This is a genomic window from Curtobacterium sp. MCLR17_031, assembly GCF_003234775.2.
GTDB lineage: Bacteria > Actinomycetota > Actinomycetes > Actinomycetales > Microbacteriaceae > Curtobacterium > Curtobacterium flaccumfaciens.
In genome coordinates, this window is the sequence record NZ_CP126270.1 from 3,337,627 (window position 1) to 3,358,882 (window position 21,256).

Sequence of the window (21,256 nt, forward strand, 5' to 3'; positions counted from 1 at the left end):
GACGGGCGCGGCTGACACCGCGCCCGAGCCGTTCGCACAGGAGGCCCGGTGCGAGTCCCAGGGACTCGCACCGGGCCTCCTGTCCGTCCGTCTCAGGCCTCGATGCGGTACCCGAGACCGCGGACCGTCACCAGGATCTCGGGGGTGGACGGGACCCGCTCGATCTTCGAGCGGATGCGCTTGATGTGCACGTCGAGGGTCTTGGTGTCGCCGAAGTAGTCGGAACCCCACACCCGGTCGATGAGCTGCCCGCGGGTCAGCACACGACCGGCGTTCCGGAGCAGCAGCTCGAGGAGCTCGAACTCCTTGAGCGGCATCGGGGTCTCGGACCCGTCGACCGACACCGTGTGCCGCTCGACGTCCATCCGGATGCCGCCGACCTGCAGGATCCCGCTGTCCGCCGGGTCGTCCTCGGTCCGGCGACGGAGCACGGCACGGATCCGGGCCAGGAGCTCCCGGGTCGAGTACGGCTTCGTCACGTAGTCGTCGGCGCCGAGCTCGAGCCCGACGACGATGTCCACCTCCGAGTCCTTCGCGGTGAGCATGATGATCGGCGCGTTCGACCGGGTCCGGATCTGCCGGCACACCTCGGTGCCGCTCAGGCCCGGCAGCATGAGGTCGAGGAGCACCAGGTCGGGGTTCTCCGCGTCGAACTTCGACAGCGCGGTCACGCCGTCGGCAGCGACGGAGGTCTCGTACCCCTCACGCTGCAGCAGGAACTCCAGGGGCTCGCTGAGGGCCGGCTCGTCGTCGACGATGAGGATCTTGGTCACGATGGCTGCTCTTCCAGTTGCTCTTCGAGTGCTGTGGTCAGTTCGGGATCTGCCTCGGGCAGACGGATGGTGAAGGTCGAGCCCTTGCCGGGCTGCGACCAGACGCGCACGTCACCACCGTGGTTGCTGACGACGTGCTTGACGATCGCGAGCCCGAGGCCGGTGCCCCCGGTGGCGCGCGACCGTGCGGGATCGACACGGTAGAACCGTTCGAAGACGCGGTCGAGGTCGGCCTCGGGGATGCCGACGCCCTGGTCGGTGATGGCGATCTCGACGAAGCCCTTCGAGGACCGGACGCCCACACCGACGCGGGTGTTGTCCGGCGAGTACTTCACCGCGTTGGCGATGAGGTTCGACACCGCGACCTGCAGCAGCCCGCGGTCGCCCATCACCCGCAGCTTCGACTTCTTGGCGCGGATGATCTCGATCGAGCGGGCGCGGGCGACGACCTCGTTCGCGTCGATCGCGGCCTGCACGATCTTGTCGATGCCGGTCTCCTCGCTGTTCTCGAGCGCGTCGACGGACTGCAGCCGGGACAGCTCGATGATGTCCTTCGTCAGCGCTCCGAGCCGCTCGGACTCGGTGATGAGCTGCGCGGCGAACTTCTTCACGTGCACGGGGTCGTCGGCGGCGAGGACGAGGGTCTCGGACAGCAGGCCGATGGCGCCGATCGGCGTCTTCAGCTCGTGCGAGATGTTGGCGACGAAGTCGCGGCGGACCTCGTCGATGCGCCGGCTCTCGGTCAGGTCGTCCGCCGTGAGCAGGACGTACCGGTTGCCGAGCTGCGCGGCGCGGAAGCTGAGGTAGCCGATGAGCTCCCCGTGGCGACCACGCGGCAGCTCGAGGTCCTCCGACCCCATCTCCCCGCTCTTGCGCACCCGGTCGATGAGCTCGAGCAGTTCGTGGTGCACCAGGCGTCGGCGCACGACGAGCCCGGCCGTGAGGGCCTGGGGGGATGCCGCGACGACGGTGTTCGAGGGGTCGATGACGACCGCCGGGTTGTGCATCGTCGCGATGACCGCTGCGACGCCGTCCGGCAGGGTCCGCTCCGCCACGTCGGCAGCACGTGCCGTCCGCTCGGCGGTGATGATCAGCACCACGACGCCCGCGCCGAAGACCCCGCCGAGGAGCATCGACAGTGGCACGAGCCACGCGTTGTCCATGCCGCCAGTGTAGGGATGGTCATGCGGGGTTCCGGTACCGTTCACCGTCTGCGGAAGGCCAGAACGCGAAGCGTTCAGCCCCGCGTCACCGTTCGTTCACCTGGGCTGACGACACTCGTCCGGTACGCAGAGAGAGGTACTCCCCCATGCGCGAAGTCTTCCAGCAGGAACTCCAGGACGTCCAGGAGCGACTGACCGAGATCGCCGGGCTCGTCGAGTCCGCCATCACCCGAGCCACGCAGGCCTTCAGCGACTCCGACGTCGCCCTCGCCGAAGAGGTGATCGCCGACGACGAGAAGATCGACCTCGCTGCGAACAGCCTCGACGAGATCGCGATCGACATCCTCGCCCGCCAGGCCCCGGTCGCCCGCGACCTGCGCGTCGTCGTCACGGCCCTGCGCGTCAGCTCCTCGCTCGAGCGCATGGGCGACATGGCCGAGCACATCGCGCAGCTCGCCCGCCAGCGCTTCCCCGAGAAGGTCGTGCCGAAGGGCCTCCGCAGCACGTTCAAGGAGATGGGCCGGCACGACGTCGCCATGGCGCAGAAGCTCACGCGACTGCTCGCCACCGAGGACATCGCGCTGTCGGCCGAGATCCGCGACGAGGACGACGCCGTCGACGAGCTGCACGCCAGCGTCTTCGACTTCGTGCTCGGCGAGGCCTGGAAGGGCGGGCCGATCGACACCGTCGACGCCACCCTGGCCTCCCGCTACCACGAGCGCTTCGCCGACCACGCGGTCTCGATCGCCAAGAAGGTCGAGTACCTGGCGACCGGCGACTGGACCGGCGCGTCCACCTCGACCGCGGCGGTCTGACCCGACCCGATCGGTCTGACCCGGCCCGATCGGTCTGCGAGGATCGTGGCATGGCCCAGGTCGCGATCATCGTCAACGGCATGCCCGGTTCCGGCAAGAGCAGCATCGGCACGGCACTCGCCGAGGTGCTCGGTTGCCCGTTCCTGTCGAAGGACCGCATCAAGGAGCCCCTCGCCGACGTCGTCGGCCCGATGATCGCCTCGCGGCCGCTCGGCGGCATCGCGATGGACACGATGTGGTCCATGGCGCAGGCCGTCGAGAACGGGGTCGTCCTCGACGCCGTCTGGCTGCCGTCCCGTGACCGCGACCTCCTGGAGGCCGGACTCGCGTCCGCCGGGTCGCCTCGCGCCGTCGAGGTGTGGTGCGACACGGACCGCGCCACCGCCGAGGAGCGGCTGCGCGACCGGTACGAACCGGGCACCGTGCCGGTGCGGCACGAGGTGCACGGGGACCTGGCCGGCGTGCTGGCCTTCTGGGACGAGCACGGCGACGACGCCCGGCCCGTCGGACTGCCCGGCGTCCCGGTGATCCGGGTCGACACGACGAAGCCCTACGACGTCGGCGCCCTGGTGCAGGAGATCGCGTCGCACTTCGTCTGATCAGCCACGGCTCGTCGAGCCGACCACGCTGCCGGAGCGACAGGTCGTCGACGGGGCGATCCGTTCCTCCTGGCAGAGCGACAGGAGTCGGCGGAACGTCGGCGGCCCACTGTCGCCCTCGCGAAGCCCCGCACACGCAGAACGCCCCGCCCGATACCGGACGGGGCGTTCTGCGTGGGTGCTACTTCTTGGCGCCCTGGGCGGCCACGGCGGCGGCGCCGGCTGCGGCGGCCTCGGGGTCCAGGTAGTACGCGGGCTTCGTCGGCGTGAAGTCGTCGTCGAGCTCGTACACCAGCGGGATGCCCGTCGGGATGTTCAGGCCGGCGATGTCGTCGTCGGAGATGCCGTCGAGGTGCTTCACGAGCGCACGCAGCGAGTTGCCGTGGGCCGTCACCAGCACGGTCTTGCCGGCGGCGAGGTCCTTCGTGATGTCGGACTCCCAGTACGGCAGCAGGCGGTCGATGACGAGCTTGAGCGACTCGGTGCGGGGCAGCTGGTCGCCGAGCTCGGCGTAGCGGCGGTCACCGAACTGCGACCACTCGGCGTCGTCGGCGATGGGGGGCGGCGGGACGTCGAACGAGCGGCGCCACTCCATGAACTGCTGCTCGCCGTACTCGGCCAGGGTCTGGGCCTTGTCCTTGCCCTGCAGGTCGCCGTAGTGGCGCTCGTTGAGGCGCCAGTCGCGCTTCACCGGCAGCCAGGCCAGGTCGGCCTGCAGCAGCGCGATGTCCGCCGTCTGGATCGCACGGGTCAGGAGCGAGGTGTACAGGACGTCGGGGACGATGCCGGACTCGGCGATGAGGTCGCCGGCTCGCTTCGCCTCCTTCTCGCCCAGCTCGCTGAGCCGGACGTCGACCCAACCGGTGAACAGGTTCTTCTGGTTCCAGTCACTGTTGCCGTGACGGAGCAGGACGAGCGTGGAGGTCATGCCTCCGAGTCTACCGAGCGGTACCGGCCCCGTACCCTTGACGCATGCCCATCGGGAACGTGACGCGCGGGACGACCGGGTACAACCGGCTCCGCCGCGTCGACCGGTGGATCGCGACCCTGCCGGTGCTGCGCCGGACGGACGACCCGCTCGTCGCCGACGTCGGCTACGGGGCCTCACCGACCACCACCCTCGAGCTGCGCGACCGGCTGGCGGCCGTCCGACCCGACGTCGAGGTGACCGGCATCGAGATCGAGCCCTCGCGGGTCGCGCTCGCGAATGCCGGGACCCGCGACGGCGTGACGTTCCGCCTGGGGGGCTTCGAGACGCCGACGCCCGGGCAGCGCCGGCCCGCCGTCATCCGGGCCTTCAACGTGCTGCGGCAGTACGACGAGTCCGCGGTGGTCGGGTCGTGGCGGATCATGCAGGACCGGCTGCAGCCCGGCGGTGCGCTCGTCGAGGGGACCTGCAACGAGGTCGGTCGTGTCGCATCGTGGGTGACCCTCGACGACGTCGCGCCGCAGACCTTCACGGTGTCGCTCCGGCTCGCCGGGCTCGACGTGCCCTCGATCGTCGCCGAGCGGCTGCCCAAGGCCCTGATCCACCGCAACGTGCCCGGGGAGCGGGTGCACGCGTTCCTGCGCGACCTCGACCTGTCGTGGGCGGTCGCCGCACCGCTCAGCACGTACGGGCCCCGGCAGCGGTGGATCGCCACCGTGCGCGGGATGCGTGACCGCGGCTGGCCCGTGCAGCACGGGGTGACGCGCTGGCGGCTCGGTGAGCTCAGCGTGCCGTGGTCGGCCGTCGAGCCCGCCTGACGCCAGCGGGGAGCTCTACGAGCGCTTGACGGCTCCGAGGCGGGGCAGGCGGGGGACGTTCGCCGTGGCACCGGCCTCGGGCGGGACGATGGTCTCCTGCGCGGCGGTCACCACGACGTCGTCGGCCTCGAGCCGCAGGGTCGCGGTGGGGTCGAGGGAACGCTTCACCACGGCGAGCCCGATCGGACCGAGCTCGTGGTGGATCGCCGAGGCCGAGAGCCGACCGACCTGCTTGTCGTCGAGCAGCACCGGGGTACCGGGCGCCGGCAGCACGCCGTCGGACCCGTCGAGGTGCAGCAGCACGGCCCGACGCGGGGGGTGCCCGAGGTTGTGGACCTTGGCGACGGTCTCCTGACCGCGGTAGCAGCCCTTCGACAGGTGCACGGCGGAACGCAGCCAGTCGAGCTCGTGCGGGATCGTCCGCTCGTCGACGTCGGACAGGGTCGGGCGCCAGGCGGCGATCCGCAGCGCCTCGTACGCGAGCAGCCCCGCGACGGGCACGTCCGACGCGGCGATCGCGACCGCGGTGCCGGGGGTGACCACGGCGATGCGGAGGGTCCAGTCGGAGCCGGGGTGGGCCTCCTGGTCGGCGTAGCCCCATCCGCCCGGCGTGACGGCGCCCCACGGGTCGACCCACTCGGCGACGGGCGGTTCCGGCAGTTCGACGGACGCGAACGGGGCGTCCGCCCCGAACCAGCCGAGGGTGACGAAGTCGTCGGAGCGGTCGGCGACCTCGACCCGGAGCATGAAGCGCATCGAGTCGAGCCACCCGGCGAGCGGCGCAGCGTCAGCGCGCTCGGTGAGCAGCCAGACCGTCGCACCGTCGTCGACGACGCGAGCCGCGTGCTCGACGCGTCCGGCCTGGTCGAGGACGAGCGTCTCGGTGCTGACACCGGTCGGCAACCCGGTGAGCTGCTGCGAGGTGATCGAGTTGAGCCACGACAACCGGTCCGGTCCGGAGACGGTGACGACACCGAGTCCGAGCTCGACGACGGCCCACCCCCGGGTCAGCAGACGCTGCTCCCCGATCGGGTTGCCGAAGTGCGCGGCGACGGAGTCGGCCGCGACGAAGGCGTCACGCGCGGCGAACACCGACATCAGTCGACCTTCGCGAGCTGCCCCGAGGCGTGCGAGGTGAGTTCGCGACCGAGCGCGGCGATGTCCCACGCCCAGAAGAGCTTGCCCTCGACCAGCCCGTACAGGCGGGTCGCGGCGGAGTAGTCCTTCGCGTTCGGCGAGCGCAGCACGGCATCGGTCGACAGGTCGATCCGGCCCTTCAGCACACGGCCGACGTAGAGCTCGTTGACGCCCGTCGGGTGGATGATCGCGGCCTCGACGTCGAAGCCGTCCGTGGTGTTGCGGAGCGCCTCGACGCTCTCCACCGTGCTGAAGGGGGTGGGCCCGTCACCCAGGAGCATCGCGGGGCCGCGGTCGCCGGGCTCGGTGGGACGGTCGATCCGCCAGTAGCCCATCTCGGCGGCGAGCGGGGTGTGGTCGTCGTCGAGCAGCCAGGTGGTCGACGAGTAGTTCAGGTACGGCAGGCCGTCGTGGCTGAAGCTGACGCGCTGGCCGAACTCGTAGTTCCGGACCTCGTCGTCGTCACCGACCGGGTACTCGACCACGCCAGTGCCCTCCCACACGCCGACCAGCCACGACAGCGGGACGAGTTCGGGGGCGAGGCCCTCGGGCAGCTCGATCAACGCTGGCCCTTGAACAGCTTCACGACGACGACCACCGAGATGAACGCGATCGCGAGCGACGCCAGGCCGAGGAGGCCGACGTAGAAGAGCTCGAGCGCAAGCAGCGAATCCATGCTCGGAGTCTACGCGGCTCGGCTCAACGCGCCAGGAGCACCACCGCGGTGACGAGGACCACGACGAACGCCCCGGACGACGCGATGCTGATCCGTTCGACCAGACCGTCCTTCGTGGCGGTGATGAGCTGCAGCACGAAGCTGACCATCACGCAGGCGACGAAGACGAGCAGCAGCCAGGCGAAGGCGTCGCGCTCGGCCACGGTCAGCACGAGCACGGCTCCGACGACCGCCAGCACCCAGACCGGCAGGACGGACGTCAGCCGCAGGCGACGCTGGTCGGTGGGGTGCACGGGCTCGGTCACGCGCTCCATCATGTCAGGGACGTGCGGAACGCACGCACCGCACGGTGCGGTGCTCGCGCCGAGCGGTGCGGGATGACGCGCAATCCGTCCGGCCGGATAGGTGGTTCGCGAGCATCACTAGGATGTGTCCACGACGTCATCCACCTCCGGAGGTCCTGTGGCACAGCTCCTGGTACTCACCTCGACCGCGCCCGGAGACGTCCTGCCGAGCCTGGGCCTCCTGAGCCACCGGATCCGCCACGTGCCGGCCGAGGCCGCACAGCTGGTCAACGCCCCGCAGAGCGACCTGATGTTCGTGGACGCCCGCACCGACCTGGTCAGCGCGAAGGCCCTGTGCAAGATCCTCGCCTCGTCGGGGTCGACCACTCCGATCGTGCTCGTCGTCACCGAGGGCGGGCTGACCGCGGTGAACAGCGACTGGAACGTCGACGACGTCGTGCTCGAGAGCGCCGGCCCGGCCGAGATCGACGCCCGCATCCGGCTGTCGGCCGGTCGTGCGGCGAAGGGCCAGACGAGCTCGAAGATCCAGGCGTCCGGTGTCGTCATCGACGAGGCCAGCTACTCCGCCAAGGTGCGCGGCCGGCCGCTCGACCTGACGTTCAAGGAGTTCGAGCTCCTGCGCTTCTTCGCCACCCACCCGTCACGCGTCTTCACCCGCGAGCAGCTGCTCAGCGAGGTCTGGGGCTACGACTACTTCGGTGGCACCCGCACGGTCGACGTGCACGTCCGACGACTGCGCGCCAAGCTCGGCGACCTCGAGTCGCTCATCGGCACCGTCCGCAACGTCGGGTACCGCTTCAACGTCTACGACGACGAGGCCGAGCGCCTGATGGGGCAGTAGTGCTGCCCGACCTCGGCAGCTACGTCGCCCCCGGCGAGGCTCCCCCGTTCTCCGATCAGACCCTGGTGGACGTCCGCGCGGGGCGCGCGACCGTCCTGACCGTCGACCACGGGGTCGCGGTGGTCCGTGACGGTGAGCTTGAGGTGGTCGTCGCCCAGGAGGCCCGTGGCCGGGGCATCGGCACGGCCCTGGTGACGCAGGCGCTCGCGCTGGGCGGCGGGGCCGCTCCCCGGCTCGCGTGGGCGCACGGGGACCACCCTGCAGCGCGAGCGCTGGCCGACCGGTTCGGCTGGCGCGCGGTCCGCACGCTGCTGCAGCTCCGGGCGCCCGTCGCCGACTCCGATGTGGACGTCGCCGCCGACGCTGATGCCGACGTGGCGCTGCCCGACGGCTACTCGCTGTCGGCGTTCCGCCCCGGCACCGACGACGAGACCGACTGGCTCGCACTGAACGCCGCCGCCTTCGCCCACCACCCCGAGCAGGGTCGGATGACGCTCGACGACCTGCACGCACGCGAGGCCGACGACTGGTTCTCCGGAGAGGACCTGCTGCTGCTCCGCGACGCCTCCGGGCAGCTGGCCGGCTCGTGCTGGCTCAAGGTCGAGGACGGCATCGGCGAGTTCTACGCCGTCGCCGTCCGGCCCGACCTGCAGGGGCAGCGACTCGGCGGAGTGCTCATGCGTGCGGGCACCGCTCGGCTGCGCGGCCGCGGCCTGACCGCCGCCGCACTGTACGTCGAGGGGGACAACGAGCCGGCGCTGGCGCTGTACCGGCGGTCGGGGTTCACGCAGCACGCGATCGACGTGCAGTACGCGGCACCGTCCCCGTCCGGCCGGTAACATTGCGTGGCCGGCGAGGGGTCGGCCAGTGGGGGAATCGGGGAACGCGTGGCGCAGGACCGTCAAGGGCAGTACGGCCAGGGTGAACCGCTCGGCGCGTCCTACCGACTGGTCGAACTGCTCGGGACCGGCGCCACCGGAGAGGTCTGGCGGGTCGAGCACTCCGCGACCGGCGAGGCCTTCGCCGCCAAGCTCCTGCGTGCCGAGCTCGCCGCCGACCCGCAGATCGTCGAGCGCTTCGTCCGCGAACGCTCGGTGCTCCTCGCCCTGCAGCACCCGTCCATCGTGCGCGTCCGCGACCTGGTCGTCGAGGGCGACCGGCTCGCGATCGTCATGGACCTGGTGCCGGGTGGGTCCGCCCGCGACCTGCTCGCGTCGAACGGTCCGCTCCTCCCGCGGGACGCCCTGACGATCACCGCCGAGACCCTCGACGCACTCACCGCGGCGCACGAGCAGGACATCACCCACCGTGACGTGAAGCCCGACAACGTCCTGCTCCAGACCGCGTGGGCCCCCGGTGCCACCGGTGCCGTCCGGGTCACCGACTTCGGGATCGCGTCGGTCGTCGCCGAACGCGAACGCACGACCACCGGGCTCCTCGGCACGCCGCAGTACATGGCACCCGAGTCGATCAGCCACGGACGTTCGGGTCCGGCCGCCGACGTCTACGGTGCCGGGGTCATGCTCTACGAGCTGCTGTCCGGTCGCACGCCGTTCGCAGGCCCGGGCACGGACTTCGCCGTGGCCTACCGCCACGTCACCTCGAACCCACCCCCGCTCGACGTGCCCGACGCCCTGTGGGCCGCGGTGTCCGCCCTGCTCGCGAAGGACCCGAACGCCCGGCCGTCGGCGGCGGACGCGGCGGGGACCCTCCGTCGGCTCGCGCGGTCCCTCGCGTCGGCACCCGCACTGGTCGCCTCCAGCGACCCGGACTCGTTCGACGAGGTCGAGCGCCCGGCGACCGTCGTCCGTGGGGTCCGTCCCGACGACGCGACGGGATCCCGGACCACCGCCACCGAGGACGACGCCGCGGTCGTCGGGCCGGCCCCGGAGCTCGGCCCCGCCGGGTCGCAGACCGTCATCCGGCCGATGGCGCGGCAGCCGTTGCCCGCCGCACCGGCCGCTGAGCCCGAACCGAAGCGCCGGTTCGCCCGGCCCGAGTGGCTGACCGACCGTGCGCTCCTGTTCGGCGGCATCGGCGTCGTGCTCGTCGCCGCGCTGGTCGTCGGTGGCGTCGTGTGGCTGCCCGGGGCCCTCCGGAAGACGCCCGGCACCGGTACCGCGACCGCGCAGGCCGCCAACGCCTACCAGCAGGACCGGCCACTGCCCACCGGGCTGGCGACCACACGGCGCGCCACCATCGACCCGGCGAAGGGCACCGTGGACCTGCGCGTCACGTACGCCGCGCAGGCGGCCACCCTCAGCGGACCGTTCCTCGAGGTGCTGCCGGGTGCCGGGTCGGGAGCCTCCTGCCCCGCGGTCACCTGGTCCGGCGAGGGGATCACCGCGAAGCGCAACCAGCCGTCACTGACCGGCGTGGACACCGCCTGCGCGTGGAGCCTGTCCGGCGTCGAGGTCCCCGCCGGCGGAGACGTCACGGTCGAGGCCTCGGTGCCACTCCCTGTCAAGGACGGTGCAGCGTTGCAGACCTGGCTCGACGGCGTCGGCGAGGCGACCACCGCAGCCGTGACCGACGACGCCGTGCGCGGGACCGCCTACCCCGTCCAGCGGCTGCAGGGCGTCGAGGTCCGGACGCCCGACCGGACGGTCAGCCAGACGGCGCTGCCGGTGACCCTGGTGCCGGTCTGGCCGAACGGTGCCGACGAGCTCAACCCGCTGTACCGCAGTCCGAGCAGCGGGCGCCCGTCGCAGATGCTCGTCGACGTGGCCGGCGGGGAGTCCGGCGTGCGGTTCGCCGACGGCTGCTCGGGCGCGTTGGCCGTGTCGTCCGACGGGCTCGTGGTCACCGCACTGTCCGTCGCCCCGTCGTGCACCGTCCGGGCGACCGTGGGGAACTTCACGAACCTCGAGAGCTCGCCCTTCGGGATCACGACGCGCGACTGAGCGTTTCCGTCACGTCCGTCGCGCGACCAGCAGGCGGACTGGAGGCCCGTGGCGGGGTCGCCACGGGCCTCCAGTCCGTCAGTCGGTCGGGTCAGCTGCCGGCTGACGCGGTCTGGACGAGGCGGACGGCCCCGCCGGACGACGCGTAGCCGCGACCCACGGTCAACGCCACCGGTGCACGGCGCGGGAGCGTGACCCCCAGGAGCTCGCCGTCGTAGTCGACGTCCGGCTGCAGGAGCACGCCGCACCGCGACTTGCGGACGGCGCGGGTCCAGTGGCTGTAGAGCGACCGGAGGTCGGCAGACCGACCGGCGGCGACCACGCACAGACCGGGACGCTCCGTCGCGAGCAGGGTGGCGATCGCCTGGTCGCCGTCGTCGAAGCGTTCGGCGTCGTCGATGAGCAGCAGGACCGGACCGCGCTCGAGCCGCAGGCCGGCCAGCAGTGCAGGGACCTCGTCGGGTCCGACGGCGATGCGGTCGAACGCTCCCGAGGCGAGCGGCGACCGACGGTCACAGATCGCCCAGACGGCCGGGCGGACGCCCTCTGCAGCGCGCGCCAGTGCCGCCAACGCCAGCAGGACGGTCGACTTGCCCGAGCGGGCCGGCCCCGCGACGAGCACGTGTTCGCCGTCGTAGACCTCGAGCGTGGCCGGAGCGAGGTCGTCCTCGGCGATCCCGACCGGCAGCCGCCACGGCTCGTTGGTGAACACCGCGTGCGCGCCGAGCTCGTCGACCAGGACAGCGTCGGGGAGCCGCCCGACCGCACTCGCCTTCGGAGCGGTGCCGGACCAGCGTTCCGCGAGGCGCTCGACCGCCTGCGCGAGCGGGACGTCGGGCGTCGCCACGTGCGACTGCAACCGCATGACCGAGTCGATGAAGCGACCCGGCACCGGCGGCGGGACGTCCTTCGGGCGGACGCCGATCGAGGCGTAGTCGTACGGGTCCGCCAGGCGGAACATCCACTTCTGGGTGGTCACTTCGTCCATCGCGGACGGCACGGCCTTGGCCCGCGTCGTCGACACGGCGAACGAGATGCCCAGCGCGGGCCCCTCGGCGTAGACGCGGTACAGGGCGTCGAGCAGCAGCTGGCCCTCGAAGTCCTGGTACTCGTCGCGCAGGGCCGCGAGACCGTCGATCAGCACGACGGCACGGCGGCCTCCCGGAGTGGCACGACGGCGCTCGAGCTCGACGCGCAGGTGACGGAGGAACCGCGCCTGCAACTCCCCCGCGCCGGCTCCGGAGCCGACGTAGGCCGTGGTGTGCGGCAGCCGGGCGAGCGGAGCCAGGTCGCCCGGCCCCATGTCGAGCACCAGCAGGTCGAGGTCCTCCGGGCTCGTTCGGTCGGCGAGCTGCAGGGCGAGGGTGGCGAGCGCGGTGCTCGTCCCGCTGCCGGGGATGCCCATGAGCATGAGGTTGCCCTCGTCCAGGTCCCATCCGGTGGTGACCTGACGCTGGTGGTCGGGGTCGTCCGCCAGGGCGACGGGCACCGTCCGCGACGTGTCAGCGGCGTCGGCTGCTGCCAGCGCACCCAGCTCGACGCGGTCGCCGAGTGCCTCGGGCCAGATCGGGCGCGGCGGGGCGTAGCCGGCGGCGGCGTTCGCCTGCCCGATCGACTCGATGAGCTGGTCGAGGTCGGTCACGTCGGACGCCGTCGGAGCCGGGGCGGGCATCGGCGCGGGAACGCCGAAGACGTCCGTCGGCCGGACCGACACCGGCTGTTCGGCGCGTTCGTCACGGGCGCGGCCGGTGACGAGGGCTGTCTGCACCGGGGTGATGTCGTCCTGCCCGAGCTTCACGTAGGCACGACCGGTCTGCTGGCGACCGATGCCTGCGGCCGCGGGGACGCCGATCACGTTCGTGGAGTCCTCGCGGCTCTGCACCCGCAGCGCGACACGCATGTTGGTGTTCGCCAGGATGTCCTCGCTCACCACGCCGGCCGGCCGCTGGGTGGCCAGGATCATGTGGACGCCGAGTGTGCGCCCGACCGCCGCGACGGCGACGAGCGAGGTCAGGACGTCGGGGAAGTCCTTCGCCAGCATCGCGAACTCGTCCACGACGAGGAGCAGGCGCGGCATCGGCTCGTCCGGCTTCGTCGCCAGGTAGGCGTCGAGGTTGTCGATGTCCGCCCCGGCCGCGGCGAACACCCGCTGCCGTCGCTCGAGCTCGGCCTCGAGCGCACGGATCGCCCGGTCGGCGAGCTGCTCGTCGAGGTTGCTGATCGTGCCGATGGTGTGCGGCAGCCGCTCGCAGGCGGCGAACGCGGCTCCGCCCTTGAAGTCGACGAGCAGGAAGTTCAGGCGCGTGGGGTCGTTCCGCGCGGCGAGCCCGGCGACCAGCGACCGCAGGAACTCGCTCTTGCCCGAACCCGTCGTGCCACCGACCAGGCCGTGTGGTCCGTCGCGGACGAGGTCGATCTCGAGGACGCCGCTCTCCGACGACCCGATCGGGGTCGAGAATCCGGTGCGGGCGTCCCAGGCCGCGCGGATCGCATCGGCGGGGCTCGTGCCCGTCGGGGTTCGCGCGACCGTGTCGTCCCCCGCGAGCAGCTCCGGCAGGCGGACGAGCGACGGCAACGACGCACCCGGCACCAGCAGTTCGGGGTCGTCGAAGTGCGCCACGCCGCGGGCGCTCCGTTCGGCGGTCTCGGCGCTGAGGCCGGCGAGCACGACGTCCTCGACTCGGGTCCGGTCCTCCGGCCGGTAGACCGTCGCGGCGGCGTCGGCACCGACCGTGGTGATCGTCGTGCAGGCCGCGGGGAGCTGCTGCTCGTTGGTCGCGATGACGATCCCGCTCACCCGTCGGGGCTGCTCGCCGGGACGGAGCGACTGTCCGGGCACGGTGCGCCCTTCGCCGAGCAGGTTCCGGGCGGGTGCGTCGCGGCCCTCGGTGAGCACTTCGGAGTCGACCACGACGAGCAGGTTCGGGGTCGGGAGTTCGTCGAGCGACTCCCGCAGCCCGCGCAGTACCGCTGCGCTCTGGTCGCGCTGGGCCGACATCCAGCGGGCACCGGTGCTGCTCCCCGCCACGCGCGCGTGCGGCAGCCAGGAGGCCCATCCCCAGTCGTCCGCGCGGCCGGCGTCGCAGAAGACACCCACCGTCAGGTCGGCGGGCCCGCAGTGCACGGTGGCCTGCGTGAGCAGACTGCGCGCCAGCGCGAGCGCGCCCTCGCGGTCGCCGACGATCCCGACGACGCCAGCGTCGGACAGGTCCGCCACGACCGGCGCAGCGGTGAGGCGGCTGTCGGCGATGGCGACCTTCGCCTCGTCCTCGAGCTTGGACGACGCCGCCCGCTGATCGAGTCCGGGGCGCCAGGGTGCGTCACCGGTGCCGGCGTGCAGGCTGAGGAAGTCAGCGTCCTCGGAGCGTCGCTGCCACAGCAGGGTGGTGGGGAGCTCGGCCCGGCGGACGACGGTGGCCGGGTCGGGGACGAGTTCCTGCCGACGGGCCGCCTCGACCGCCGCGGCCTCGGCGATCTCACCCCGGAAGGACTCCACAGCCTCGGCGAAGCGGGTGTCCTCCTCCTTCAGGTTCTTCGCCCGACGGTGCTTCTGCTCGAACCACATGCCGATCGCGGTGACCGGTGACAGCAGCGCGAACAGGGCGAACCGGGCGTCGCCGAGCAGGAGCACCATCGCGCCGGCGAGGACCAGTGGCGCTGCGACGGTGATCCAGCTGAACTTCGAGGCCTGCGGCACCTCGCGCTTGGCCGGCGGGTCGACGGTCTCGGTCTCGGTGTTCCGCCCGGCTCGGGGCGGGCGGTTGAACGGCGCGGTCGCCGCGGGCGTCAGGTTGGCCAGCGAGCCCGCGGCCGGCACGGGGACCTCGTCCAGCGCTGGCCGGACCAGCAGCACGGCGCCGCCCACGATGACGCTCGTGGTCCCGGTGAGCAGGACTCCGTCGGCATCGATGCGCTCGCCCGCGATCACGGTGCCGTTCGTCGAACCGGCGTCACGCACCCGGACCCCGTCGTCCTCGCGCTCGATCGTGCAGTGCTCCCACGAAGCGCTCTCGGTGGGCAGCACGACGTCGGCTTGCGGCGCCCGGCCCACGACGAGCTTCCGGCTGCGCGGGACCGGTACGACGAGACCCGCGTCGAGTCCCCCGGCGAGGGTGACGCTCCACCCGTCGATCGTCTGCGGACGCTCCTGCGGCGCGCGGCCGATGCGGGATCCCTCGAGCAGGACGAGGTCACGCAGCGGGGTCGCCGCACTGGTGCGGTGACCGTCGACCGCGAGGGTCGTCTCGGCGCCGAGTTCGACGCCGATCGCCGCCGCGATGAGTTCCCCCAGCGAGGACGCGCCGGACCACCCGTCGACCTCGACCGCTTCACGTCGGTCGTCGAGCTCGATCAGCAGGCGCATGCTCGCGGTGTCCTTCTCGGGGTTGTGCGTGGGTGGGTCAGCGTGCGGTGGAGTCCTCGAACCACACCAGTGCGGTGGACTGTGCGGCATCGGATCCGGAGTCGTCGCCGTTCGACGCGGTGTCCGGTCGGAGCCCGAGTGGCTGTGCCGAGGCCGCCAACACCGTCGCGGGCGCACCGAGCGCCTGCTGCCGCGTGAAGTCGAGCGCCGGACCGGCGATGCCCGCCGCGGAGTCGAGGTCCAGCGCGGCGAGGGCATCGGTCACGTCGGAGGGCTCCGTGCTGCCGGCCTTGCCGACCGCGCGGACCAGGGCGACGACGGCATCGTGGCTGCGGGCGTCCGCTGCCCCGGCCATCGCCGAGAACGGCCGGTCGCCCGTCAGGTTCTGGGCGTCGGCATCGTCGGCGAGCACCCGGACCCCACCGAGGAACGCGGACATCGCCCGACCTTCGGCGTCCGAGGAGAGCGCCCGTGCGTCGTCGGTGGCCACCCCGACGGTGCGGAAGGAGCCGCTCAGGCTGCCGCCGGCATCGATGAGTGCGGCGCCGAAGGCCGGACTCGTCGCGTCCGGGGTGAGGACGACCGGCACGGTGACGTCAGCGGCCTGCAGCGCCGCCACCAGGGCACCCTGTCGTTGCGCGGACCCGCTGACGACGACAGCGTCCGAGTCCGGCGCGGCCTTCGGATCGGCGTCCGAGGCCTCGTCGGTGCTGTCGTCTGCGTCGGTGGCGCCGGTCCGCGAGGCGATGGTCGCAGCGAGCCCAGCGGTGTCAGCGGTGTCGTCGCCGTCGAGGACGTGCGCCACCCGGAGGCCTGCGGGCGCACCACCGCCGAGGTCCACCAGGAGCGGCGACTTCGCGTCGCCGAGCGCCGTCGTCATCGCGACGCCGATCGACTTGGCGGTCGGGGCGGTCGACCACGAGTCCTTCTCGGCAGAGGCGTAGGGCACCACCACCGGGATGTGCTTCTCGGCCGCGGTCGACAGCGCTCCGGACACGTGCTTGCCGGACGACGCGACGACGATGCCCGCGACTCCGCTCTTCGCCAGGGACTCCACCGCCGTCTTCGCGCCCGCGGAGGTCCCGCCGTCGTTCTTCGTGACGAGGGTGATGTCGGTCCCACCGAGCGCCAGTCGTCGCTCGGCGACCAGGGCGCCCTGCGCCGCCTCGTTCCACTCGGAGCCTTCGCCGTCGCCCAGGGTGACGACGACGCCGATCTTCGTGGTGTCGGGGACGTGCTTGACGGTGATCTCCACCGGCACCGTGGCCGGGACGGCTTCGGCCGGCGTGCTGCTGCTGATCGCCCGGAAGGTCAGGACGGCGGCGACCACCGCGGCGACCAGGAGCACCGCGATGGCGGCGATGACCAGCGGACGGCGGTTCCGCGGACGCCCCGCCTCGGTGCCGTCGGACTCGTCGATCGTCTGGTCGCTCATCGGTCCGCCCCGATCCGGAAGGTGTACAGCGTGGTCGAGGTCGCGCTGGACGGCACCTCGAGCTGGAAGGCGGGCAACGTCGTCGCGGCGTCGAGGGAGGCTCGGAACTGCTCCTGCTGGAGCAGGATCCCGGCCACGTCCTCGGCGCGGACGTTCGCGTAGCCCGCGGCGTTCTGCGAGGCCAGGGCGAGCTGGTAGTCGGCGGAGTCGGACTTCGCCGCGCTCGTGGCCATCGCGCCGAGGATGCCGGATCCGTTGACCTTGCGGTCGCCCAGGTCGAGCATCACCCGGTTGAGGTCGCCGGTCAGCAGCGTCGACGCTCCCTGCACGTCGCGCGTCGAGGCGCTCGTGCTCGCAGCGATCTGCTCGAGACTCGAGGCCGTCTGACGGTCCACGGCGGAGGAGAGCTCCGAGCCTTCCTGCTCGAGCGTGCCCTTCTGCTCGTCGATCGTGCCCTTCGAGTCCTTCGTGACTTCGCCCGAGGTGGACCGGAGCCCGGAGATCGACTTGTCGAAGGCCGAGATGACCGCGTCACGGCTGCCCTTCGCAGTCTCGCTGACCTGCCGCACCTGCTGGTCGATGATCTTCTGGACGTCCTTCTCGGACTGGGTCGATGCGTCGGCGAAGGCCTTGCGGACCGCGTCCTGCAGCTGGGTCTGCTGCGTGCTGATCGCGGTCAGCTGGGTGCCGACCACAGCGCTCGACTTCGTTGCCTGCTCGACGAGTTCCTGGAGCTCCTGTGCCGCTCCCTCGACCGAACCACCGTCGTCGCGCACCGCCCGGCGGACCTCGGCGATGCCGTCGTCGAGCGCGTCGACGTCGTCGGACAGCGTCGTGACCGCGGCACCGATGCCGGTCTCGGAGCGGAGATCGGTCGCCGCGACGACCGCGTCCCACTGCTTCGCCTGGTCCGTGAGGCGTTCGTCCATCGGGGTGCTGAAGCGTCCACCGGGCCGCAACGTCGTGCCCTCCTCGGCACCGGGGCACGGCGTGGCGGTCAGGTACCCCCGAAGCGCATCGGCCTGCTCGGCGTCGAGCTGGTCCGTCGCCGCGAGGGCGCAGAGCTGGTCGGCGACCTCGAGGTTCTGCGCCTGCATCGAGGTGCTGAACAGACCGTCGCCGGCGTTGCCCACCAGCCCGCGCGCGGCGACTGCCTGCCGGTTCACGGTCGTGACGGCATCACGCACGGGGCCGAGGTCGTCAGCGGTCTGGTCGCGGAGGTCCTGCAACGCCTGCAGGGTGCGCGCGACCTCACCGGTGCCGTCGGCGCCGAGGGCCTGCACGGCGGTGTCGATCTCGCCGAGCTTGGCGCGCAGGGCGTCCGACTGCTCGATCGCCGTGTCCGCCAGCTTGGGGTCGAGCTGGTCGGCGAGCTGCTGCCCGGTGCTGACCAGACCGATCAGCGAGGTGCTCACCGCACGCGACGAATCCCAGAGCGCGCAGGTCAACGATCCACGGGCCTCCTGAGGGGCACACGTCGTCTCGTCCGGCGACGCCGGGCCGACCGCTCCCGCCAGCTGCGCACTGACCTGCTGCTTGCACGCCTCGCTCGCATCGGCGTAGCCGGTGAGCTGCGCCGAGACGCGGAGGAGGTTGCCGTAGACACTGCCCCCGGCGGACGGGGTCTTCGGCGTGGCCGCACAGCCGTTGCCGTCGAGCACCGTTACCGGCGCGGTCGCGGACGTGTCACCGAGCAGGCCATCGAGGCTCGTCGTCGTCTGCTGGAGCTGCTGCAACACCGTCGACTGTGTGGCCTTGACCGTCGCACCGAGGTCGCTGTTGAGCGAGCCGAGCTGTCCGGACAGGGACTGCATCGTGCTGGCCAGAGAGGAGCTGCTCTCCTTGAGGCGCTCGGCCGTGCTGACGCCGAGGGTCTCCGACGTCGTCTCGAGGTTCGACCGGACCTCGGTGATGGTGCCACCGGCACGCGCCAGCACCTCGTTCACCTGCGAGATCAGGTCGATCGTGCGGCGCTGGAGCGCGAGTTCGGAGTCACTGTCGGACCCGAAGGCCGCGTTGACGACGCCCGTGGAGGACAGGTCCGTGGACAGCCCGGGCTGCGCGGCGACGTCGATGGTCGGAGCGGTGAAGTCCTCGACGTCGGCGACGAGGTGCAGCGTGCTGCTCGCGCCGGAGGTCGGCGGAGCGAGCAACCGGCCCCACTGGACGACCGCGTCGCCGTCCTCGTTGGTGCTCACGACACCGTCGGTCGACGAGCCGGAGTCGGCCGAGTCCGTGACGACGCGGTCGGCGGCGGTCCCCGTCAGCACGGTCGACGCCGCGATGCTGAAGGGCGCGCCCACGAGTGCCGGGGTCGAACGCGACGTGCCGGCGACGTCGTAGGTCAGGTTCTTCGACGTGACCGTCAGGTTCTCGATCGTCAGGTCGATCGACACCCGACCCGAGTACCCGTCGAGGTCGGCCAGGTCCGTGCCGGTCTTCTTCGTGGTCGAGTACTGCGTCGTGATGCGCAGTGGCAGGTCACTCGCCGCCTTCGCGGGGTCGTGCTCCGTCGTCGCGGACGAGGAGTCCTTGCCTGCGACGGAGATCGCAGTGTCCGAGATCGAGGTGATCGAGCCGTCCGCGGCGAGGCGCGTGTCGACGGCCTGCAGGACCCGCGAGGGGTCGGCAACAGGCTTGTCGTCGGAGGTGCAGCCGGCGAGCACCAGCGCAGCGATCCCCGTGACGGCGACCGTCCCCGCGATCCGTCGTCCGGTCCGTCGTGCTCCGGTGTTCCCGGCACGCTGGTTCATCACGGTCTTCCCCCCAAGAGAATCGTCGAGCACATCGATGCTAGTTGCTGAACGGCGCCGGATCCGGGCTGGTCTCCCCCGGGAGCCACCCCCGTTCGGGCCACAGCTCGCTACTGAAATCCAACATAGAGCATCCGCGAGGGCGCTCGGACCAGTCCACCGGGCGCTGATACTCTGCACGCATGATCCAGGGGGACCAGGGCGTCACGCCCTTCGAACGACGGCGCACGAACGCACGACCGGGGGCGGACCGGTGAACATCAACCTGTCGCCGGTGCTCATCGCGCTGATCGCCATGATCGCCATCCCGGCCGCCGTCAGCGCGCTCGTCCGTCAGAACGACCGGAAGCGGCCACCGTCCACCGTCGTGGGCGACGAGGCGTACGGCGTGCTCTTCACCGTCCGTGCGCGCCGGTTCAGCTACCTGCTGCTCCGGATCATCGGGATCGTCGTCATCGTCGTCGGCGGGTTCTTCTTCCTGGTCACGCTCAGCCTGCTCGACGACCCCGACGCGATCGGCATGCTCATCGCCGGCATCGGCATGGTGCTGTTCGGGATCCTGTTCGTCTACCTCGGCGTCGGGCAAAAGCGCCGTCGCGTCGAGGCGTACGACTCGCAGCTGGTCGTGACGCCGATGTTCCGTGCCGCGCGGACCGTCGACCCGGCGGCGATCAAGCGCATCCGGCCCACCACCAACCGGTTCGGCGGGCTCGACATCAAGGTGAACGGCCAACGCGGCGTGATCAGCGTCCTGTCGATCGACGCTGCCTACCCCGAGCTCTGCGCATGGCTCGAGCAGCGGGCGCCGGCGCAGTGGGGTGAGTTCGTCGGGGCCTTCGGGCGCTGAGCGGCGCGCTGCTGCTGCACTGGGCCGACGGACCTACTGTGTTCGCACGGGCTCGAAGCTCTTCACGTACACGGCCTGGCGGATCGTGTTCAGGAACTCCCGCATCGTGAAGGAACCCTCGCCGACGTCGAACCGGTAGCGCTCCCCCTCGATGACGCCCCGCGCCAGTTCGTCCTCGTTGTCGCGGTTCACGCCCCAGGTCTGCACGAGCGTTCCGCAGTCGGACGTCTCGAACACGACCTGCGACGTCGACGAGCCCACGCCTTTCAGGGAGCGAGACGAGTCCGCACTGCTGTGCGCGGAGCTGACGGTGCAGACGACGTGCACCCGGTGTCCTACGTCGTAGACCTTCAACGTGATCGGCCCGACGAAGAAGCCCAGCAAGGGAACGAGCACGACGAAGGCGAAGACGATCGAAGCCATGATCCTGTCTCGCCGTACGCGTCTTCGCCGTGCGAGTCGTTCAGCCCCGGAGTCTCTCAACTGCCACCCCGATGTCCGTCGCCCGGTGCGGTCAAACTTCACGTCGCACCGCTTCGGAAAAGGCCAACACCAGCGCCCCCAGCTCGCTCTCGTAGGGCCAGCTGTCGGCAACAAGGCGGGCTGTGCCCTGTATCCCCCTGCGGTACGCCGGATGGTCGGGCCGCTGCTCGAACGCGGCGACGAGAGCGGATCGTACGGCGGCTATCTGCACAGCCGACGCGGCATCCTCGACTGCGCGATCGTCGAGTTGCTTGAGCAATTCCGACAAGGTCATGTTCTGCCGTGCCCCTTCAGCGCTGGAACAGCGAGTCCATCACGGGAATGTGCGCGTCGCCCGCAGCAGCGCGGAGAGTGACCGCTGGAACGCTTTGGTCGCAGGGACATCGCCCGCGCCGTCAGGCGTGACCACGAACATGT

Annotated in this window: 18 protein-coding genes; 7 read left to right on the plus strand and 11 right to left on the minus strand. The window is 71.5% G+C overall.

Translation table 11 applies throughout. The features are described from left to right. Window positions 1-92: 92 nt before the first annotated feature. Together DEI96_RS15795 and DEI96_RS15800 are read right to left on the minus strand one after the other, a co-directional pair. Window positions 93-773, minus strand: coding sequence for a response regulator (locus DEI96_RS15795; protein WP_027466611.1), 681 nt, complete (start codon window positions 771-773; stop codon window positions 93-95). Beyond that, on the minus strand, window positions 770-1,936 hold the full coding sequence (locus DEI96_RS15800; protein WP_071404724.1) for a sensor histidine kinase: 1,167 nt from the start codon (window positions 1,934-1,936) through the stop codon (window positions 770-772). Before DEI96_RS15800 ends, DEI96_RS15795 begins: the two co-directional genes overlap by 4 nt. Before the next feature lie 146 nt (window positions 1,937-2,082). On the opposite strand from DEI96_RS15800, the gene phoU reads away from it, so the two are divergent. Together phoU and DEI96_RS15810 are read left to right on the plus strand one after the other, a co-directional pair. Further along, complete coding sequence (phoU, locus tag DEI96_RS15805) at window positions 2,083-2,751, plus strand: phosphate signaling complex protein PhoU (RefSeq protein ID WP_027466613.1); 669 nt, start codon at window positions 2,083-2,085, stop codon at window positions 2,749-2,751. A gap of 50 nt (window positions 2,752-2,801) precedes the next feature. After that, a complete protein-coding gene (locus DEI96_RS15810) occupies window positions 2,802-3,350 on the plus strand; it encodes a P-loop nucleotide/nucleoside kinase family protein (protein WP_111024139.1) in 549 nt (182 codons plus the stop codon). A 181-nt stretch (window positions 3,351-3,531) separates the two neighbouring features. Here the strand turns inward: DEI96_RS15810 and DEI96_RS15815 are convergent, their stop codons facing one another. Beyond that, window positions 3,532-4,278, minus strand: a complete 747-nt coding sequence (locus DEI96_RS15815) for a phosphoglyceromutase (RefSeq protein ID WP_071244006.1) — start codon at window positions 4,276-4,278, stop codon at window positions 3,532-3,534. 44 nt (window positions 4,279-4,322) lie between these two features. On the opposite strand from DEI96_RS15815, the gene DEI96_RS15820 reads away from it, so the two are divergent. After that, the gene (locus DEI96_RS15820) at window positions 4,323-5,096 is read left to right on the plus strand and encodes a class I SAM-dependent methyltransferase (protein WP_111024138.1); all 774 of its coding nucleotides are present in this window, start codon (window positions 4,323-4,325) and stop codon (window positions 5,094-5,096) included. 15 nt (window positions 5,097-5,111) lie between these two features. Here the strand turns inward: DEI96_RS15820 and ygfZ are convergent, their stop codons facing one another. From ygfZ to DEI96_RS15835, 3 genes are all read right to left on the minus strand, one after another. Further along, window positions 5,112-6,194: a CAF17-like 4Fe-4S cluster assembly/insertion protein YgfZ gene (ygfZ, locus tag DEI96_RS15825; protein WP_111024137.1), complete on the minus strand. Its 1,083-nt coding sequence runs from the start codon at window positions 6,192-6,194 to the stop codon at window positions 5,112-5,114. Next, entirely contained in the window at window positions 6,194-6,796 is a 603-nt protein-coding gene (locus DEI96_RS15830) for a heme-binding beta-barrel domain-containing protein (RefSeq protein ID WP_027466617.1), read from the minus strand. Before DEI96_RS15830 ends, ygfZ begins: the two co-directional genes overlap by 1 nt. 136 nt (window positions 6,797-6,932) lie before the next feature. After that, a complete protein-coding gene (locus tag DEI96_RS15835; RefSeq protein WP_128780538.1) occupies window positions 6,933-7,214 on the minus strand; it encodes a hypothetical protein in 282 nt (93 codons plus the stop codon). 157 nt (window positions 7,215-7,371) lie between these two features. Here DEI96_RS15835 and DEI96_RS15840 point away from each other — a divergent pair, with 157 nt between their 5' ends. Genes DEI96_RS15840 through DEI96_RS15850 form a run of 3 tightly spaced genes read left to right on the plus strand, consistent with a single transcriptional unit; the run spans window position 7,372 to window position 10,958 of the window. Beyond that, entirely contained in the window at window positions 7,372-8,055 is a 684-nt protein-coding gene (locus DEI96_RS15840; RefSeq protein ID WP_017888078.1) for a response regulator transcription factor, read from the plus strand. Continuing rightward, window positions 8,055-8,894 (plus strand): mycothiol synthase, encoded by an 840-nt coding sequence (mshD, locus tag DEI96_RS15845; RefSeq protein ID WP_111024136.1) that lies wholly within the window; start codon window positions 8,055-8,057, stop codon window positions 8,892-8,894. The genes DEI96_RS15840 and mshD overlap by 1 nt, the downstream gene beginning before the upstream one ends. A gap of 48 nt (window positions 8,895-8,942) precedes the next feature. Beyond that, window positions 8,943-10,958, plus strand: a complete 2,016-nt coding sequence (locus tag DEI96_RS15850) for a serine/threonine-protein kinase (RefSeq protein ID WP_111024135.1) — start codon at window positions 8,943-8,945, stop codon at window positions 10,956-10,958. 91 nt (window positions 10,959-11,049) lie between these two features. Here DEI96_RS15850 and DEI96_RS15855 read toward each other — a convergent pair whose 3' ends face one another. Genes DEI96_RS15855 through DEI96_RS15865 form a run of 3 tightly spaced genes read right to left on the minus strand, consistent with a single transcriptional unit; the run spans window position 11,050 to window position 19,509 of the window. After that, the gene (locus DEI96_RS15855) at window positions 11,050-15,321 is read right to left on the minus strand and encodes a type VII secretion EssC family protein (RefSeq protein WP_111024134.1); all 4,272 of its coding nucleotides are present in this window, start codon (window positions 15,319-15,321) and stop codon (window positions 11,050-11,052) included. A gap of 37 nt (window positions 15,322-15,358) precedes the next feature. Beyond that, complete coding sequence (locus tag DEI96_RS15860; protein ID WP_111024133.1) at window positions 15,359-16,756, minus strand: ABC transporter substrate-binding protein; 1,398 nt, start codon at window positions 16,754-16,756, stop codon at window positions 15,359-15,361. Next, window positions 16,753-19,509: a hypothetical protein gene (locus tag DEI96_RS15865; protein ID WP_111024132.1), complete on the minus strand. Its 2,757-nt coding sequence runs from the start codon at window positions 19,507-19,509 to the stop codon at window positions 16,753-16,755. Before DEI96_RS15865 ends, DEI96_RS15860 begins: the two co-directional genes overlap by 4 nt. Window positions 19,510-19,762: 253 nt before the next feature. Here DEI96_RS15865 and DEI96_RS15870 point away from each other — a divergent pair, with 253 nt between their 5' ends. Continuing rightward, window positions 19,763-20,356: a hypothetical protein gene (locus DEI96_RS15870; protein ID WP_111024131.1), complete on the plus strand. Its 594-nt coding sequence runs from the start codon at window positions 19,763-19,765 to the stop codon at window positions 20,354-20,356. A gap of 33 nt (window positions 20,357-20,389) precedes the next feature. Here DEI96_RS15870 and DEI96_RS15875 read toward each other — a convergent pair whose 3' ends face one another. After that, window positions 20,390-20,779: a hypothetical protein gene (locus tag DEI96_RS15875; RefSeq protein WP_111024130.1), complete on the minus strand. Its 390-nt coding sequence runs from the start codon at window positions 20,777-20,779 to the stop codon at window positions 20,390-20,392. A gap of 91 nt (window positions 20,780-20,870) precedes the next feature. Further along, on the minus strand, window positions 20,871-21,113 hold the full coding sequence (locus DEI96_RS15880; protein ID WP_111024129.1) for a hypothetical protein: 243 nt from the start codon (window positions 21,111-21,113) through the stop codon (window positions 20,871-20,873). Window positions 21,114-21,256 lie beyond the last annotated feature (143 nt).